This is a genomic window from Pectobacterium sp. IFB5596 (genome assembly GCF_021432585.1).
Lineage (GTDB): Bacteria > Pseudomonadota > Gammaproteobacteria > Enterobacterales > Enterobacteriaceae > Pectobacterium > Pectobacterium punjabense.
The window spans coordinates 104465-121194 of the sequence record NZ_LXFY01000033.1; the positions used below are offsets into that span (position 1 = coordinate 104465).

The 16730-nt window shown below is 53.4% G+C and carries 16 protein-coding genes; 8 read left to right on the plus strand and 8 right to left on the minus strand.

All coding sequences use genetic code 11. The annotated features are described in order from the left end of the window. Nucleotides 1–80: 80 nt before the first annotated feature. The gene (gene xerD, locus A6301_RS21295; protein ID WP_107167847.1) at nt 81–980 is read right to left on the minus strand and encodes a site-specific tyrosine recombinase XerD; all 900 of its coding nucleotides are present in this window, start codon (nt 978–980) and stop codon (nt 81–83) included. A 311-nt stretch (nt 981–1291) separates the two neighbouring features. Between xerD and A6301_RS21300 the strand changes: the two genes are divergently transcribed. From A6301_RS21300 to A6301_RS21310, 3 genes are all read left to right on the plus strand, one after another. Next, nucleotides 1292–2617, plus strand: coding sequence for an MFS transporter (locus tag A6301_RS21300; protein ID WP_107167848.1), 1326 nt, complete (start codon nt 1292–1294; stop codon nt 2615–2617). A 161-nt stretch (nt 2618–2778) separates the two neighbouring features. Next, nucleotides 2779–3297: a flavodoxin FldB gene (fldB, locus tag A6301_RS21305; protein WP_107167849.1), complete on the plus strand. Its 519-nt coding sequence runs from the start codon at nt 2779–2781 to the stop codon at nt 3295–3297. Nucleotides 3298–3325: 28 nt separating this feature from the next. Beyond that, nucleotides 3326–3649, plus strand: a complete 324-nt coding sequence (locus tag A6301_RS21310) for a hypothetical protein (RefSeq protein ID WP_234258685.1) — start codon at nt 3326–3328, stop codon at nt 3647–3649. Nucleotides 3650–3714: 65 nt separating this feature from the next. Here the strand turns inward: A6301_RS21310 and rlmF are convergent, their stop codons facing one another. From rlmF to sdhE, 3 genes are all read right to left on the minus strand, one after another. After that, entirely contained in the window at nt 3715–4650 is a 936-nt protein-coding gene (rlmF, locus tag A6301_RS21315) for a 23S rRNA (adenine(1618)-N(6))-methyltransferase RlmF (RefSeq protein ID WP_107167851.1), read from the minus strand. Between the two features lie 226 nt (nt 4651–4876). Beyond that, complete coding sequence (locus A6301_RS21320) at nt 4877–5290, minus strand: protein YgfX (protein WP_039477900.1); 414 nt, start codon at nt 5288–5290, stop codon at nt 4877–4879. Further along, complete coding sequence (sdhE, locus tag A6301_RS21325; protein ID WP_107167852.1) at nt 5271–5537, minus strand: FAD assembly factor SdhE; 267 nt, start codon at nt 5535–5537, stop codon at nt 5271–5273. Before sdhE ends, A6301_RS21320 begins: the two co-directional genes overlap by 20 nt. Before the next feature lie 235 nt (nt 5538–5772). Here sdhE and ygfZ point away from each other — a divergent pair, with 235 nt between their 5' ends. After that, nucleotides 5773–6774 carry a tRNA-modifying protein YgfZ gene (gene ygfZ / locus A6301_RS21330; protein ID WP_234258686.1) on the plus strand — a complete coding sequence of 334 codons (1002 nt, stop codon included), beginning with the start codon at nt 5773–5775 and terminating at the stop codon, nt 6772–6774. Nucleotides 6775–6828: 54 nt separating this feature from the next. On the opposite strand, the gene A6301_RS21335 is transcribed toward ygfZ, so the two are convergent. Beyond that, entirely contained in the window at nt 6829–7476 is a 648-nt protein-coding gene (locus tag A6301_RS21335) for a hemolysin III family protein (protein WP_107167854.1), read from the minus strand. Between the two features lie 407 nt (nt 7477–7883). Between A6301_RS21335 and A6301_RS21340 the strand changes: the two genes are divergently transcribed. From A6301_RS21340 to A6301_RS21355, 4 genes are all read left to right on the plus strand, one after another. After that, entirely contained in the window at nt 7884–8492 is a 609-nt protein-coding gene (locus tag A6301_RS21340; RefSeq protein ID WP_234258687.1) for an HD family hydrolase, read from the plus strand. 53 nt (nt 8493–8545) lie between these two features. Continuing rightward, nucleotides 8546–9550: a LacI family DNA-binding transcriptional regulator gene (locus A6301_RS21345; RefSeq protein ID WP_107167856.1), complete on the plus strand. Its 1005-nt coding sequence runs from the start codon at nt 8546–8548 to the stop codon at nt 9548–9550. A 209-nt stretch (nt 9551–9759) separates the two neighbouring features. Then, nucleotides 9760–11904, plus strand: coding sequence for an alpha-galactosidase (locus A6301_RS21350; RefSeq protein ID WP_234258688.1), 2145 nt, complete (start codon nt 9760–9762; stop codon nt 11902–11904). Between the two features lie 93 nt (nt 11905–11997). Beyond that, nucleotides 11998–13260, plus strand: coding sequence for an MFS transporter (locus A6301_RS21355; protein ID WP_234258689.1), 1263 nt, complete (start codon nt 11998–12000; stop codon nt 13258–13260). A gap of 224 nt (nt 13261–13484) precedes the next feature. Here A6301_RS21355 and A6301_RS21360 read toward each other — a convergent pair whose 3' ends face one another. The 3 genes from A6301_RS21360 to A6301_RS21370 are packed head-to-tail and all read right to left on the minus strand — an operon-like array spanning nt 13485 to nt 16697. Then, nucleotides 13485–14792 (minus strand): ABC transporter substrate-binding protein, encoded by a 1308-nt coding sequence (locus A6301_RS21360; protein WP_205541053.1) that lies wholly within the window; start codon nt 14790–14792, stop codon nt 13485–13487. Further along, nucleotides 14785–15873 carry an ABC transporter ATP-binding protein gene (locus tag A6301_RS21365; protein ID WP_205541051.1) on the minus strand — a complete coding sequence of 363 codons (1089 nt, stop codon included), beginning with the start codon at nt 15871–15873 and terminating at the stop codon, nt 14785–14787. Before A6301_RS21365 ends, A6301_RS21360 begins: the two co-directional genes overlap by 8 nt. Beyond that, nucleotides 15873–16697 carry a phosphodiesterase gene (locus tag A6301_RS21370; RefSeq protein ID WP_234258690.1) on the minus strand — a complete coding sequence of 275 codons (825 nt, stop codon included), beginning with the start codon at nt 16695–16697 and terminating at the stop codon, nt 15873–15875. The genes A6301_RS21365 and A6301_RS21370 overlap by 1 nt, the downstream gene beginning before the upstream one ends. Nucleotides 16698–16730 lie beyond the last annotated feature (33 nt).

The window sequence follows — 16730 nt, forward strand, 5'->3', positions numbered from 1 at the left end:
TCGTAGCAATACGCCAAGGTGGTTGGCGAGAGTCCCCGCCAGTCAGATAACATCCTGTTACTCTGTCTACTTACTCTATATTAGGCGCGCGGATGGTGCTGCTGATGAAGCTGCTTCAACCGCTCCGTCGCCACATGGGTGTAAATCTGCGTCGTGGAAAGATCGCTGTGCCCTAAAAGCATCTGTACGACCCGTAAATCCGCGCCGTGGTTCAATAAATGGGTAGCAAACGCATGGCGGAGAACGTGCGGCGAGAGCTTTTCGCTGTCGATGGACGCCAGTACTGCATAATACTTGATGCGGTGCCAGAACGTCTGGCGCGTCATTTGCCGTGCGCGATTGCTGGGAAACAGGACATCCAGCGTCTGCCCATTCAATAGCCACGGGCGACCATGTTCCAGATAATACTCGATCCAATACACCGCTTCTTCACCCAGCGGCACTAACCGTTCTTTATTGCCTTTCCCCAGCACGCGTACCACGCCTTGCCGCAGGCTGACATCGCTCATCGTCAAACCGACCAGCTCGGAAACACGCAGCCCCGTTGCATACAATACCTCAAGCATGGCTTTATCGCGTAATTCCAGCGGCTGTTCAATGCTTGGGGCGTTGAGTAATGCCTCAACCTGCGCCTCGCTCAGATCTTTGGGTAAACGCTGTGGCAACTTCGGGGACGATAGAACGGCGCTGGGATCGTCGCTACGCAGCTTTTCCCGATAAAGGTACTGAAAGAAGCGACGCATCGCACTCAGCAAACGAGCCGAGCTGGTCGCCTTGTAGCCCCCATCAACCCTATCGGCGAGAAACGCCTGGAGATCCAGCGACTGTGCCTGCAATAAATCGTTGTTATGATGCGCAAGCCACTCTGCCAGCGTTCGCAGATCCAACCGATAAGACGCCAGCGTATTTTCGGCCAGATTTCTTTCCAGCCACAGCGCATCGAGAAACTGTTCGATAAGCGCCTGATCGTGTTCTTGCATCGCTGTGCCCTTCTTCACTGATTGGCAATATTATGCCGATGAAGCAACGACTTTACATCTTCATCGAGGCGATATTCTCGCACAGACAGAATTGTGCGCGATCTCACATATTCCGTGAATACCAACATCACCATAACATTCTCCGGTAAAAATAAGGTCATATAACATTATATTTTATGTATCGACAGTATACTGGAACAGGTGCCTTGAAGCCTTGTTCGTACGGGTATTGACCTTACTTAATCAACGTTGAAAAGCCGATTTTTCTGTGCGTAGAATGGCTGTTCGTGTTGTTAAAATAAAGAAACATTATGCAAGCCACCATCACTCCCACTCTCGATGCCGAAGCGGAAGCGCCACCCGTAAACTCACGCAATAAGGTCATCGTTGCGTCACTCATTGGCACCGCGATCGAATTTTTCGATTTTTATATCTATGCCACCGCTGCGGTGCTGATTTTCCCGCATATATTCTTCCCGCAAGGCGATCCAACGGCTGCGACGCTACAGTCACTGGCCACCTTTGCAATTGCCTTTGTGGCTCGCCCTATTGGTTCGGCAGTATTCGGTCACTTCGGCGACCGTGTCGGACGTAAAGTCACGCTGGTCGCTTCTCTGCTGACCATGGGGATTTCAACCGTTCTGATTGGACTGTTACCGACCTACGAAACCATTGGGATTTTTGCCCCTATTCTGCTGGCACTGGCACGTTTCGGTCAGGGGCTGGGTCTGGGCGGTGAATGGGGCGGTGCGGCACTGCTGGCGACCGAAAATGCTCCGTCCAATAAACGTGCGCTGTATGGGTCGTTCCCCCAGCTTGGCGCGCCGATTGGCTTCTTCTTCGCTAACGGCACCTTCCTACTGTTGTCTTGGCTGTTGACGGAAGAGCAGTTCATGACCTGGGGCTGGCGCGTGCCGTTCGTCGCGTCCGCCGCGCTGGTGCTGGTTGGTCTGTATGTTCGTATCTCTCTGCATGAAGCCCCGGTCTTTACCAAAGCGGTCAAAGCCGGTAAGCAGGTGCGAATGCCGCTGGGAACGCTGCTTAGCAAGCATATGAAAGTGACGATTCTTGGCACCTTTATCATGCTGGCAACCTACACGCTGTTCTACATCATGACCGTATACTCCATGACGTATGGCACAGCCCCCGTGCCGAAAGGGCTTGGTTTCTCGCGCAACAGCTTCCTGTTGATGCTGATGATCGCGGTGATCGGCTTTGGCCTGATGGTACCCGTAGCAGGGTATTTGGCAGATGCCTTCGGCCGACGTAAAACCATGATTGCCATCACCTGCCTCATGATCGTCTTCGCCATGCTGTTCCCTTATATGCTCGGTTCAGGTAATCAGGCGCTAGTGATGGGCTTTCTGGTACTGGGTCTGAGCATCATGGGGCTAACGTTCGGCCCGATGGGTGCGCTGCTGCCGGAACTGTTCCCGACAGAAGTGCGTTACACCGGCGCATCGTTCTCCTATAACGTCTCGTCGATTCTGGGCGCATCGGTCGCACCGTATATCGCAGCATGGCTGACGGCCAACTACGGTCTGTTCTATGTCGGCGTTTATCTGGCGGCGATGGCCTCACTGACGCTGATTGCACTGCTGCTCACCAAAGAAACGCGCCACCAGTCGCTGGGATAATTTCCCTTCCGTGAGGGCTACGGCCCTCACTGCACCTTTTCTTACGCCTGTTCTCCTTTTAGAATACCGACATCCGGCGGCATCATTCGCCTGTCACGTCTTCTCTGTGACCTAAAGCGAACGCGCTCTTCTTGATAGAAATTGTTTATAAAGAACTGAATATGAAAATCGGTCTGTTTTACGGCTCAAGCACCTGCTACACCGAAATGGCAGCGGAAAAAATTCGCGACATTCTGGGCGAAGAATTAGTGGATCTGCACAACGTTAAGGATGTCGAACCTCAACGAATGGAAGACTACAGTACACTGATTCTCGGCATCCCGACCTGGGATTTCGGTGAGATTCAGGAAGACTGGGAGAACATTTGGGGCCAATTAGCGACGCTGAACCTCAAAGGAAAAGTGATAGCGCTTTACGGCATGGGCGATCAGCTTGGCTACAGCGAATGGTTCCTTGATGCGCTGGGCATGCTGCATGAACAACTGCTGCCATTAGGTGTCACATTTATTGGGTATTGGCCAATCGATGGCTACGACTTCACCAGCCCGAAACCGCTGTCTGCTGACGGCAAACATTTTGTCGGACTCGCGTTGGACGAAGTGAATCAATACGACCTCAGCGATGAACGGCTGGAACAGTGGTGTGAACAAATCCTACAGGAAATGGCATCGCTACTGTAAACGGTACGTATCAACAGGAGTAAGCACGATGAAGATGTTACTCATAGCAGTCACAGGATTGTTGCTTGCCAGTTGTGCTCAAACAGGTACAGAGGAATACGCCAGAAATTTGGGCGGAAAATGCGATGTGCCACAATATTACGATATCGATTTCTCAAGGTTTGATGAGACAGCGCAGCAAATCGCGCACGCGACGGGCTGTGGCATCATCACCGACACCACGCTGACTGGCGCGATTAAGCCACATCCCGTCAAAGGCTACCTAACCAGACGAGAAGCGGTGTTTATAGCGATTCAGGGTACGCCGTTGAAAGTAACCCAACAGGAACCGGATATGATTACCGTCGAGTAACACGTTCGCGGACACCGTTGTGGCCGGTATCCGCGAACATTGATATTTGTAGAAGTTGAAATAGCTTAGCGTTTTTGTAACCAGCGGGCACGGGCGGCAGTATCCAGGAAGCTCCACGCGACAAAGCGGCTTTGCTTCTGACCTTGTGCCATATCTATCGTTCTGACCTTTTCCACGTCAACCGCTTCCAGCGCACGATAAATTTCCGGCAGGTTCTCTTTGCGCGACACCAGCGACGTAAACCACAGGCACTGGCGGGCAAAACCGGCGCTCTCTTTGATCATCTGACCAATGAAAGCTGACTCGCCTCCCTCACACCACAGCTCATCCTGCTGGCCGCCAAAATTCAGCGGTGAGCGTTTATCCAGCCCCAGATTATGCAATTTGCGTTGCGTTCCCTGACGAGCATCTTCAGCGGAAGCATGGAACGGAGGATTACACATAACGGCATCAAACGTATCGTTCTTGTGAATAATGCCCGCCAGTATCGCTTTGCTGTTTTTCTGACGACGCAGGCGAATCGACCGATTCAAACCGGGGTTCGCTTCAATCGTTTCATTGGCCGCTTTCATCGCCAGCGGGTTAATCTCGCTGCCGGTAAAACGCCAGCCGTACTCGCGATGCCCAATCAGCGGGTAAACGCAGTTGGCACCGCAACCGACATCCAGTACGGATGCATCACGCGGCACCACCGAGCGGTTATCTTCCGCCAGTAAATCGGCCAGATGGTGGATATAATCAGCGCGGCCGGGGATCGGTGGGCACAGAAAGCCGTCAGGGATCGTCCAGTGCGCAATCTGATAAAAGTGCTGCAACAATGCCTGATTCAGCGTTTTCACCGCCTCGGGATTGGCAAAATCCACTGACTCATCACCGTAGGCATTCACCTTCACAAACGGGATTAGCGCAGGATAGCTCTGTTTGAGCGCGGGGAAATCATAACGGTCGCGATGGCGATTACGAGGATGCAGACCACTTTTTTGCACTGCGGGCTTAGTCATCAGTTATACCCAATAAATTTCAAGGCACGGCCAGACGGTGGCCGAATAAGAACATTTCCCCGAATAGCGCGGGGGAAAAAGAAAGGAAAGCCGACATTCCCGTGATGGGAACAGCCGATATCCTATCCTCACGAAGCGGCGTAAGATACCTGCTGCGATTATTTCCGTAAATCACCGTGGTGATGTTTCTACACACTAAGCGTGATACCTACGCCAAAACGCGCCGTTATCTCGCCCAGTGTTTCTGCTGTAAGAGAAGTTGGCGCAAATGGCGCCATTCGTCATCGCCCATGCTATCCGATGCCAGCCACAGTTGCTGCTTGTCTTTCCCATCAGCCGACTGCAATGCCAACAACACACCATTTTTTAAAAGCCATGGTCGTTTGACAATCTGCCACTCCTGCTGCCGCCAGTTTAGGGTCGTTTCGCTGAGCAGAGTAATACATCCTTGCCGCGATTTGATATTCCTTTGGCTACGAATAAAACCAAACATCACCATTGTAACAAGACAGAGCCACAGCCACGCATAGCCGTCCGGCCACGGTGCCAGCAGAATGAGCAACACTAATAGGCCATGCACAACCAATGACAACAGTTGCATGCGCCAGGAAACGCGAAGGTCACATTGCCACTGGGCCACGATCTTTATTTCGCGTCTGAATAAGGGAAATCATGCGTTTCAGCTCTCCGTCTTCCGGCTCACCGTGGTTCATCAACCAATTGAATAAATCAGGGTCGTCGCTTTGTAACAAGCGTACAAACGTGTGCTTATCACTGTCATTAAGTGTGTCATAATCATGCTCAAAAAACGGCATGATGGCGATATCCAGTTCGCGCATACCACGGCGGCATGCCCAATGAATACGTGATTTATTATCGATTTCCATATTTCATGTCCACCTTGTTATCGCTGCTTGCCGCTAGTGTACTCCGATTCCGGTAGCGGACATCAACTAATAGTAACATTTTGACATAACTTACTGACATGCACCGCGCCAAGCACGCTTATCAGCGTCAGGATGTGCTATGTCATAACACCGCGTGAATAACCACTTGCAAACCCTGAGCGCTCTTTTACCATTAGGCCATTCGGGTATCGCCCTTAGCGCAGGATTGTACTATATGGTTAATCAACATACGGCTCATCAACGCCCTTTTGCCTCACAACCCCCCTTTGCTTCTGCCGAGCTCACCGCCACACTCATCTCACTGGATGACTGGGCGCTAGCCACGCTGATCGGGCCGGATACCGTCAAATATCTTCAGGGACAGGTCACCGCAGATGTCAGCGCACTGGCTGACGATCGGCACATCCTTTGCGCCCACTGCGACGCGAAAGGAAAAATGTGGAGCAACCTGCGTCTGTTCCATCACGGCGAGGGGTTTGCTTTCATTGAACGCCGTAATCTACGCGACGCCCAGCTTAGCGAACTGAAAAAATACGCCGTTTTTTCGAAAACCACCATCGCACCAGACGACAACGCCGTGCTGCTGGGCGCGGCAGGAGCGGGTATCCGCGAGCTGCTGGCTTCAGTATTCAACCAACTTCCCGATGCCGAACACCCTGTTGTGCAGCTCGAAGGGGCCACCTTACTGCATTTCACTCATCCCGCAGAGCGTTTCTTGCTGGTACTGTCTCCAGAGCAAAGCGCTGCGCTACTTGAACAGCTCGGCGATACAGTCAGCCTGAATGACAGCCGCCAATGGCTGACGTTGGATATTGAGGCAGGTCAGCCCATCATTGACAGCGCAAACAGTGCGCAGTTCATCCCGCAAGCGACTAATTTACAGGCATTAAATGGAATTAGCTTCAGCAAAGGGTGCTATACCGGTCAAGAAATGGTTGCTCGGGCAAAATATCGCGGTGCTAACAAGCGCGCGCTCTACTGGCTGGCGGGTAAAGCAAGTCGGGTGCCGCAGGCGGGAGACGATCTCGAGCTGCAACTCGGTGAGAATTGGCGCCGTACGGGCACCGTACTGGCTGCCAGCCAATTGCAGAACGGTGACGTGTGGGTACAGGCGGTGCTGAATAACGATCTCAACGCGGAGAACGTTCTGCGTGTGCGTGAAGAAGCCGAAAGCCAGCTCACCATTCAGCCTCTGCCATATGAAATAACGGATTAATCCGACGGATGACATCGCGCATGAACCACTTAGGCTCATGCGCTTTATACTGGATTAGATATAAAGATAAATCGCCAGAAAGTGGCAGACGCTGCCGCCTAACACAAACCCGTGCCAAATCGCATGGTTATAGGGAATACGCTTGCAGGCATAGAAAATCACCCCCAGCGTATACACCACGCCACCCACCGCTAACAGCGTCACACTCCCTGCCGACAGTTTCATCACCATCTGATAAATCACCACCAGCGACAGCCAGCCCATGACCAGATAGGTAATCAACGACAGCACTTCAAAACGATGGGCAAACGCCAGTTTGAAGAGCACGCCCAACAGCGCCATGCTCCAGATGACGACCATCAAGCCATGTGCCAGCGGTGAATCCAGCCCCACCAGCAAAAAAGGCGTGTAGGTTCCGGCAATCAACAGATAGATGGCACAGTGGTCGAATTTTTTCAGCCACGGTTTAATGCGCTGAGAAGGGATCGCGTGATACAGCGTCGAGGCCAAAAATAGCAGGATAATACTGCCACCATAGAGGCTGTAGCTGGCAATCGCCACGCTCCCGGCATCATTGTTGACCGCCTGCACCAGCAGCAAAACCAGGCCAACAATCCCGAAAATCACGCCGATTCCATGGCTGATGCTGTTCGCAATTTCCTCTGCCAGCGAGTAGTCCGGCATCTGTGCATTTTTTGACATCAATAGGTTCCGCAGTATTTTTCAATAGAGAGTGTTCTGACATGATCTGCCCCGCTTTTCGCACTCTTGAGCGGACTGACGCAGACAGAGGTGTTTAACCTTTGAGCAGATTAACTGAGAATAGTTTCAGTGTACACGTGTAAGCTAAAATAATTATCCTCATGCCTCCTCCCAGTTTCTCTCTGATTTAACCTGCAATCATGCATGTCAATCTCAGACGACATCCCCTACAATGACCGACTTCGATATCTCCCTGTTTTTTGAAGGGCTCTGCCGTTCTTACCGGTTATTCGCGTTAACGGTCACCCGGTTCTAACGCCCACAGTGCCTTCCTCTGGTCTTATTGCATAACTTTGTCATGCACGACTTTGTCACGCATCGTTTTCACTGCAAGAGGTACGCTTTTCATGTCATCTTCCCCATCTACTCTGAATTTCGGTTCCATGACCGATGTCTTCGGCTTTCTGATAGAAATCGATAAATTAAAAAGCGTACAGCGCCGTACCAAAATCATCGGCAGCGAACGCCACGAAGATTCAGCCGAACACAGCTGGCATTTTGCCGTCGCCGCGATGGCGCTGGCCCCCTACGCGAGTGAAGGTGTGGATATTCAGCGCGTAATCCAAATGGCGTTGATTCACGATATCGTCGAAATCGATGCAGGTGATGTGCTCGTTTACGATCTTTCCGCACGTCTTGCGATTCACGACCAGGAAGTCGCTGCCGCAGCGCGTATTTTCGGCCTGCTGCCAGAGCCACAGCGCCAGCAATTCCACGATCTGTGGGAAGAATACGAAGCGAATGAAACGCCCAGCGCCCAGTTCGCCCTGATGCTCGATCGCGTCATGCCGATGCTGATGAATCTGTACAACGGTGGTCAAAGCTGGGTAGAAAACGGTATCCGTCTGGAACAGGTTCTCGACCGCGCCGAATTCATCGCCGATATCAACCCGGAACTGTGGCAATACCTGAAACAGCATCTGGAAGACGCCAAAGCCAAGGGATGGTTGCTATAATGCGATTTTCCCGATAAACGCCCGTCGCTGGGCATTCGCGTCAGGAGAGTGTGGTGTCTTTAAAAATAATCGCAAATAACCTGGGTTTGTCGGTGGCAGCAGTGAGTCGTGCCCTCAACGGCCATCGGGATATCTCCGACGCCACGCGCCAGCGTATTCAGGAAGAAGCCGAGCGCATCGGCTATCGCCCTAATACGCACGCGCGCCGCCTGAAAATGGGCAAAAGCGACGCAGTCGGGCTGGTCTATCCCTATGCCTCTTCTCTAAGTAACGATATCTTTTTTGAGATGATCGGCGCGATCAGTCGCAAACTGGCACAGCACGACGTCGATTTTCTCCTGCTGGCAGATGAACAAGACGAATGTCAGGGCGGTGTTCGGTTGATCAACAGCCGCCGTATCGACGCGCTAATCGTGGCGCACACGTGTGAGCAGGATGCACGCCTGATGCTACTGCAACGTAACAAGGTGCCTTTTCTCGCGCTGGGGCGCAGCCAGTTACCGCATCCTTATGCCTGGTTCGATTTTGACAACCGTGCAGGCATGGCGCTAGCGACAGAACACCTGATTGAACGTGGTCATCGCCGTATCGCCATGTTGAGCGAAGACCACCCGCAGGCGTTCATTATGCAACGTCGTCAGGGCTATCGCGATACTCTGCAACGCCACAGCCTACCCTTTCACGATGCCTACCTGCGCTGTGTCAGCCCTACGCGCCGTGCGGGCTACCAGGCCATGCTCGACCTTCTGGCGCTGCCGGAGCCGCCAACAGCAATGGTGATGGATGGCAACGTCCACGGCGATGGCGCTGTCGCCGCATTGCAGCAAGCAGGCCGCCTTTCCGGTTCACACCCTATCGCGTTAGTGATGTATGACGGTTTGCCACAGGACAGCCTGACAGACATTAGCGTGACGGCGATAGAGCAGGCGACGCGGGAACAGGTTGGTGAACAGATTGCCAGCATGACGCAGGCACTCATCGCGGGCGAAGCCGTAGAAAATTTGCAGGTGTTATGGCAGCCGACGCTGCGCCTCGGTAAAACGAGCTTTCCCGCCTAAGCTATTCAGCAAGCTGCCACCGTATATAACGATATCGGTTGGTTTTTTACGCCAGCCGCAAGCGAGATCGCCTTCACACCGTCATCGAAATCCTTTTCCATTCCCTAATGATTATTTTAACAACATCACACTTCTTAAACGTTTAAGTTGATGGCTTAAACGTTTAAGTTTTCACTGAGAAGCACGAGCCGTAATTTGGAGCCTTCCTCATGAAGCGTGATATTGTTCAATTAACCAGCGCACAGTGCGATGTCATCGTACGCTGCGCCCCAGCAGCAGAAATTCTCTATTGGGGGCCGCGGCTACGCGGTTTTTCGCCAGAAGATGTCATTTCTCTGCAACGCCCCGTCGCCAACGGTCGTCTGGATGTAGATCTCCCTCTGACGCTGGCAATGGAATATGGGCGTGGTCAGTTCGGTTCGCCGGGTATTGAAGGGCATCGAGCGGGCTATGATGCCGCGCCGATCTTCACCACCACGCAGGTTGACGTTCAAGACAACACACTCACTATCACAGCGGACGATACGCAGGCTGGTCTTCGCCTGACCAGCAAACTGCATCTGGACCCGCAAACCGATGTGCTGCAACTGCGCCACACGCTACAGAATCTGCGTGCTGACGCCTGGCAAGTACAACGCCTCGCTGTCACGTTGCCTGTCCCGGAGCGGGCGAATGATGTCATGGCGTTTCACGGCCGCTGGCTGCGTGAATTTCAGGCTCATCGTCTTACGTTGCAGCACGGCGGCTTTATTCAGGAAAGCCGTCGGGGAAGAAGCTCCCACGAATATTTCCCGGCGCTGATTCTCGGTGAATCCGCGTTCAGCGAACAACGTGGCTCAGTATGGGGCGTGCATTTAGGCTGGAGCGGCAACCATCGGCTGCGTGCCGATATCAAAACTGACGGTCGTCGCGTCGTACAGGCGGAAGCCCTTTATCTGCCGGGCGAAATCACGCTGGCGCAGTCAGAATCTCTCACCACACCGTGGGTCTACGCAGCATTCTCCGATACCGGCTTGAATGGCATGAGCCAGCGTTATCACACCTTCCTACGCCAGTCCCTCATCCAATTCTGTGGTAATAAGCCACGCCCGGTGCACCTCAATACGTGGGAAGGGATCTATTTCGATCACAATCCAGAGTACATCATGCAGATGGCGAGCAAAGCCGCCGACGTCGGTGTAGAGCGCTTCATTATCGACGACGGCTGGTTTCGTGGACGCCATCACGACAGGGCCGCACTCGGCGACTGGTATTTGGATGAGGAAAAATACCCTAACGGGCTGATGCCAGTGATTGAGCACGTCAAAGCGTTGGGAATGGAGTTCGGTATTTGGGTCGAACCGGAGATGATTAATCCCGATTCCGACCTGTTCCGCGCACATCCCGACTGGGTGCTGCAATTGCCCGGCTACGAGCAACCCACTGGCCGCTACCAGTATGTGCTGAATTTAAACCAGCCCGACGCTTTCGCTTATCTACTGGAGCGGCTGAGCTGGCTACTGGGCGAGCATCCCGTCGATTATGTGAAATGGGATATGAACCGCGAACTGGTGCAGCCCGGCCATGAAGGGCGGTTGACCGCCGATGCGCAAACCCGACAGTTCTATCGCCTGCTCGATACTCTGCGCCAGCGTTTTCCTCATGTTGAATTTGAATCCTGCGCCTCCGGTGGCGGCCGCATCGATTACGGTGTGCTTGAGCGTACGCAACGCTTCTGGGTATCGGATAACAACGACGCGCTGGAGCGTCAGACCATCCAGCGCGGCATGAGCTACTTCTTTCCACCAGAAGTGATGGGGCAGCACATCGGCCACGCGCGCTGCCACGCGACGTATCGACGCCATACCATCGCCTTTCGCGGCTTGACGGCCCTGTTCGGCCACATGGGAATCGAGCTCGATCCTGTCAAAGCCGATGACAACGAACTGGAAGGCTATCGCCACTATATTCAGTTGCATAAGACGCTGCGCCCGCTGCTGCACAGCGGCACAACCTGGCGGGTAGAGATGCCGGACGATACGGTACAGGCCACCGGCGTGGTGAGCCGCGATCGCCAGCACGCGGTTTTCCAAATAGCCCAATTGCGTATGCCAGATTATTCGCTGGCAGGCACGCTCCGCTTCCCCGGCCTGCTGCCCGATGCACGCTATGAAGTCAAATTGTTGGATGGCCCAGAGATCAAAACGGTACGTGAAGGTGGCGGCACCATGCGGGAGCTTCCGCCTTGGTTACGTCAGCCGATTGTGGCCTCCGGCGATTGGCTGATGCAGGCCGGCCTTGCCCTGCCCGTCCTGACGCCAGAAACCGCCATTCTGATCGGGCTTTACGCAGTGCGGGACACCGCCAGTCAATAACCTTTTTCCTTGCCCAACCAATACGCAACACGACCGCGCGGGACAGCATTGTCCCGCGTCATGATAACGTCTACCCCATGAGGGGGAATAAAGATGCCTACTACCTCGTGCTACTACAAAAATAACCGTAACTTCTGGATTTTCGGCGCGTTCTTCTTTCTTTATTTTTTTATCATGGCGACATGCTTTCCGTTTTTGCCGATTTGGCTGTCGGATGTTATCGGGCTCAATAAAACCGATACCGGCATCGTCTTTTCCTTCCTGTCTTTGTTCGCCATTCTGTTTCAGCCGTTCCTCGGCATTCTGTCCGACAAGCTGGGCATGAAGAAGCACCTGCTCTGGGTAATCTCCGTGCTGTTGCTCTTTTTTGCCCCTTTTTTCCTGTATGTCTTCGCCCCGCTGTTAAAAATTAACGTAATACTGGGTGCTTTAGTCGGCGGCCTATATATCGGATTCTCTTTCAGCGCAGGAGCCGGAGCCATTGAAGCCTACATTGAACGCATCAGCCGACAGCACCACTTTGAATATGGTAAGGCGCGCATGTTTGGCTGCTTTGGCTGGGGAATCTGCGCCTCAACGGCGGGCATGTTGTTTAACATCAACCCCGATATCGTATTCTGGATGGGGTCCGGGTCGGCGATTATTTTGCTCGTGTTGCTATGTCTGGCAAAAACAGAGAGCAACCCAACCGCCGCCGTCATGGATTCGCTGGGTGCTAACGCCTCACCTTTTAGCCTCAAACTGGCATTAGGCCTGCTGACTAACCGTCAATTCTGGCTGCTGGTACTGTACGTAGTCGGCGTCGCCTGTATTTATGATGTCTACGATCAGCAATTCGCTAACTTCTTTAAATCGTTCTTTAGCTCACAGGAACAGGGCAATCAGATCTTTGGTTTTGTCACCACAGCTGGGGAAGCGGCGAATGCGCTGGTGATGTTCTGCACGCCGTGGCTGATCGGTCGGATCGGCGCCAAAAATGCGCTGCTGGTGGCAGGAACGATTATGTCGATCAGGATCTTGGGTTCGGCCTGCGCCACGTCCGTCACGGAAGTCATCATTCTAAAAATGCTGCATGCCTTCGAAGTACCATTGCTGCTCATCGGGATCTTCAAATACATCGCCAATACGTTTGATTCACGCTTATCGGCCACAATTTATCTGGTGGGCTTCCAGTTCGCCAAACAGTTCATGGCGATATTTCTCTCCTCCGCCGCAGGCAATCTGTACGATCGTATCGGTTTTAACCAGACTTACCTGATTCTGGGCGGCATCGCGCTTGCTTTTACGGCGATCTCCGCCTTTACGCTGTCATCTTCACGCAGCACGGCGACTATGCGTTCGCAGGCGGCGCATTAAAGGTGAGTCGAGCGGTGATAATGGGTAGATCGTAAAGACGCTGCGAGTACATCCCTGCAAGCTCGAGCCGCGCCATCCCTGGCGCGGACACTTTACTCTTCTATCCCATTATCACCGTTTTCGTTCTGCAAATAGGTTTGTTAACGCTCTAAATCGCTCAGAACCGTTTTCCAACACTCACCCCGCACCGCTGAATGAATATCAACAGGGCGGGGTGGATAGTGTTACTTCACGTCCCGTAACGCGGTTTTATCCACATAAGGCTTCATGATGTTATCTGCCTCTTTTTGCGCAGCCGCCGCGGCGTCATCGACCTTTTTCGCCGGATCGTTTAGCAGCGCCGCCAGCTGATTTTCCATCGCTTTGCGTACGGCGACCGTTTCATAGGTTGCATACCACGGATGAGCATATTGCAGCTGCGACAACGCAATGGCTGCACGCGGATCTTTCGCCAGATAGTCTTTCATTTCTGGCAGATCGTAGGCGGCCATACGCGGTGCGAAATAGCCGGTAAAACGGCTCCAACTTCCGCTGACTTCCGGGCTGACCAGATAGTTCATAAACTGCCAGGCCGCTTTCTTCTGCTCCTCGGAAATCCCTTTGAAGCTCACCAGACTCGCCCCACCGATGGTCACACCACGACGCTCTTTTTCCGGCATCATTGCCACACCAAGTTGAAAATCTTTGGTGTTTTCACGCATAAAGCCCAGCGCCCCCGTGCTCAGCATCGCCATACCCAGCTTACCGGAGAAAAACGCGGCGCTGATTTGCTTGGAATTCAGCACGCCAGCGGGCATGGCTTTGTCGCGGTGCACCAGATCGCGCCAGAACTGAAGCGCACCCTTGGTCGATGCGGTGTTGTAATACACTTCTCCTGGATAATCAGCATTGTAATACGCTCCGCCGTTGGCGCGCGTCAGCGCAGACAGCATCCAGCCGCCGTAGTCATCGTTCGTGGACGGAATCATGATGCCCCACTGCCCTTTCGCCGGATCGGTCAGTTTCTTCGCAACCGCAACCACTTCATCCCAATTTTTCGGCGGTTCATTAAAGCCAGCCTTCTTCAGCATGTCTTCGTTGTAATAGAGGATCGGCGTCGAGTTGTGGAACGGGATCGCGTAGGTCACGCCCATCACCTGCGCGTTCTGATGCAGTGCAGGCCAGAAGTTTTTGGTCAGGAAAGGCGTCGCTTTTTCATTGCCGTATTTGAACAGCTCGTCCATCGGCAGGATTTCATCTTTGATGACCAGATCGGCGGTGAAGTTGGCCGACATAATGACCAACGCTGGCGGATCGCCCGCTTTGGCGGCGGCTTCCGCTTTCACTTTCGTCGTGTCGTAATTGCCGGTGAAGATCCCACGCACTTCAACCTGATCCTGTGATTGGTTGTATTCCTTGATGATGCGCGTCATTTCCATCGTCAACTTGCCATCGACTGGGGCAGGGAACATAAAATCGATACTCTCTTTTGCCAGCGCCGGGCCAGACATCAGCAAGGCTATCGCCAGCGCCATCATACGAGGCTTACGCATTTCTTTTCTCCTGGGATAAATTACGGGCGGTTTGCCCGGAAAACCAATGACAATCCTGCGGTGAAAAATGAAGCACAACGGACGTACCAATGTTCGGCACACCATCACGATTTGGCCGACGGTAGCGGATATTGCCCAGCGGCGTATCCACGTGAATCAGATACTCTGCGCCAAACAGCTCCCGTTGCTTCACCGTTCCCGGTAACGATAAATCGCCGTCTGACGCGGCGTGTTCGGTAATATGCTCAGGGCGAACCCCTAGCAGCACACTGGTTAATGAACGCGTTTCTTCACTGGCGGGCAGCACCACAGACAATGCTTGCAAAAACGCATGACCATCAGAACAGGCCAGCGTCACCATGTTCATTGCGGGCGTCCCGATAAATCCGGCGACAAAAACGTTAGCCGGATGGGAGTACAATTGCTCTGGTGTACCAACCTGTTGCAGCACGCCACGATCCAGTACGGCAATCCTGTCCGCCATCGTCATCGCCTCGATCTGATCGTGCGTGACGTAGACGGTGGTGGTTTTCAACTGCCGGTGCAGATCCATAATGCCGTCCCGCACATCGCTGCGCAGTCGAGCATCCAGATTCGACAGCGGTTCATCCATCAGAAACAGGCGTGGATCGCGCACGATCGCTCGCGCCATCGCCACGCGCTGACGCTGGCCGCCGGACAATTTCCCCGGCTTGCGTTTGAGTAATGGCTCAAGCTGGAGCAGACTGGCGACGCGCTGTACCCGCTGTGGATACTCCGCTTTCGGTTCACCGCGCATCCGCATACCAAAAGTGATGTTCTGCTCGACCGTCAAGTGTGGAAACAGCGCATAGTTCTGGAAGATCATCGAGAAATTACGCTGCTTTGGGCTCCATGCGGTAATGTCGTCATCACCCAGCAGGATTTGCCCATCGCTGACGTCTTCCAGACCGGCCAACATACGCAACAACGTACTTTTTCCACAGCCGGACGGCCCAACCAGCACCAGAAACTCACCGTCGGCGATATCCAAAGACAGCGATGCCAGCGCCTGCATGTGCTCGAAGCGTTTACTGATATTACGTAACTGAATCACGGCCATTACGCATCCACCGGACAGCTGATACGCGGATCATAGAGATAAGGGCCGGGGTAAGACCCAAGCGACTGGCAATAGCTCACCAGCCCGGTCACCGGCACATAGCGATGCATCACCACGCTGGCAGGCTCCAGGTTGTAATACGGTGCGTCATCTTCGTAGAAATACGGAACCTGATGGACGGTTCCCGGTACGGTGGCAATAATCGCCTGCCGATGCTGCGTCATAATCAAACGGTGCGTATGCCCGCAAAATACGCGTGTGAGCTGCGGGAAACGTTCGATCAGCATCAGCAGCTCATGCCCGTTTTCGCAGGCGATACGATCCATCTGTGCCGATCCCAGCGGCAACGGTGGATGATGCATGAAGATCGCCGTTTCACGCGTCGAGTGATCTTGCAATTGCTGCTCCAGCCAACCCAGCGTGGACGGCGTCAGCCAGCCTTTCGATTGCCCAGCCAGACTGGTATCGATAAACAGCAAACGCATCGGGAAATCATCCACTGCATAGCGAATATTTTCCGGGTCATCACCCAGTTGCGGACACAGCGGGCGCATCGCGTTGAGAAAATGCTGCTTATCATCATGATTGCCTGGGATCACATACAGCGGGTAATCCAACATTTGTAACACGCGCTGTGCAACCTGATACTCTTGCGGACGCCCGCAGTTAACGATATCACCGCTAATCACTACGGCATCTGGCCGCTCACGTAGCGCGTTTAACTGGTTGATGACCTCCGCATTTTCCCCGTTAATATCAATAAATTCATAGAGCTTGCGCCCTTCACTGCGAAAATGCAGATCGGAAATCTGTGCCAGCAACATAACAACCACCTCTATCATTATTTCGCCCACTGG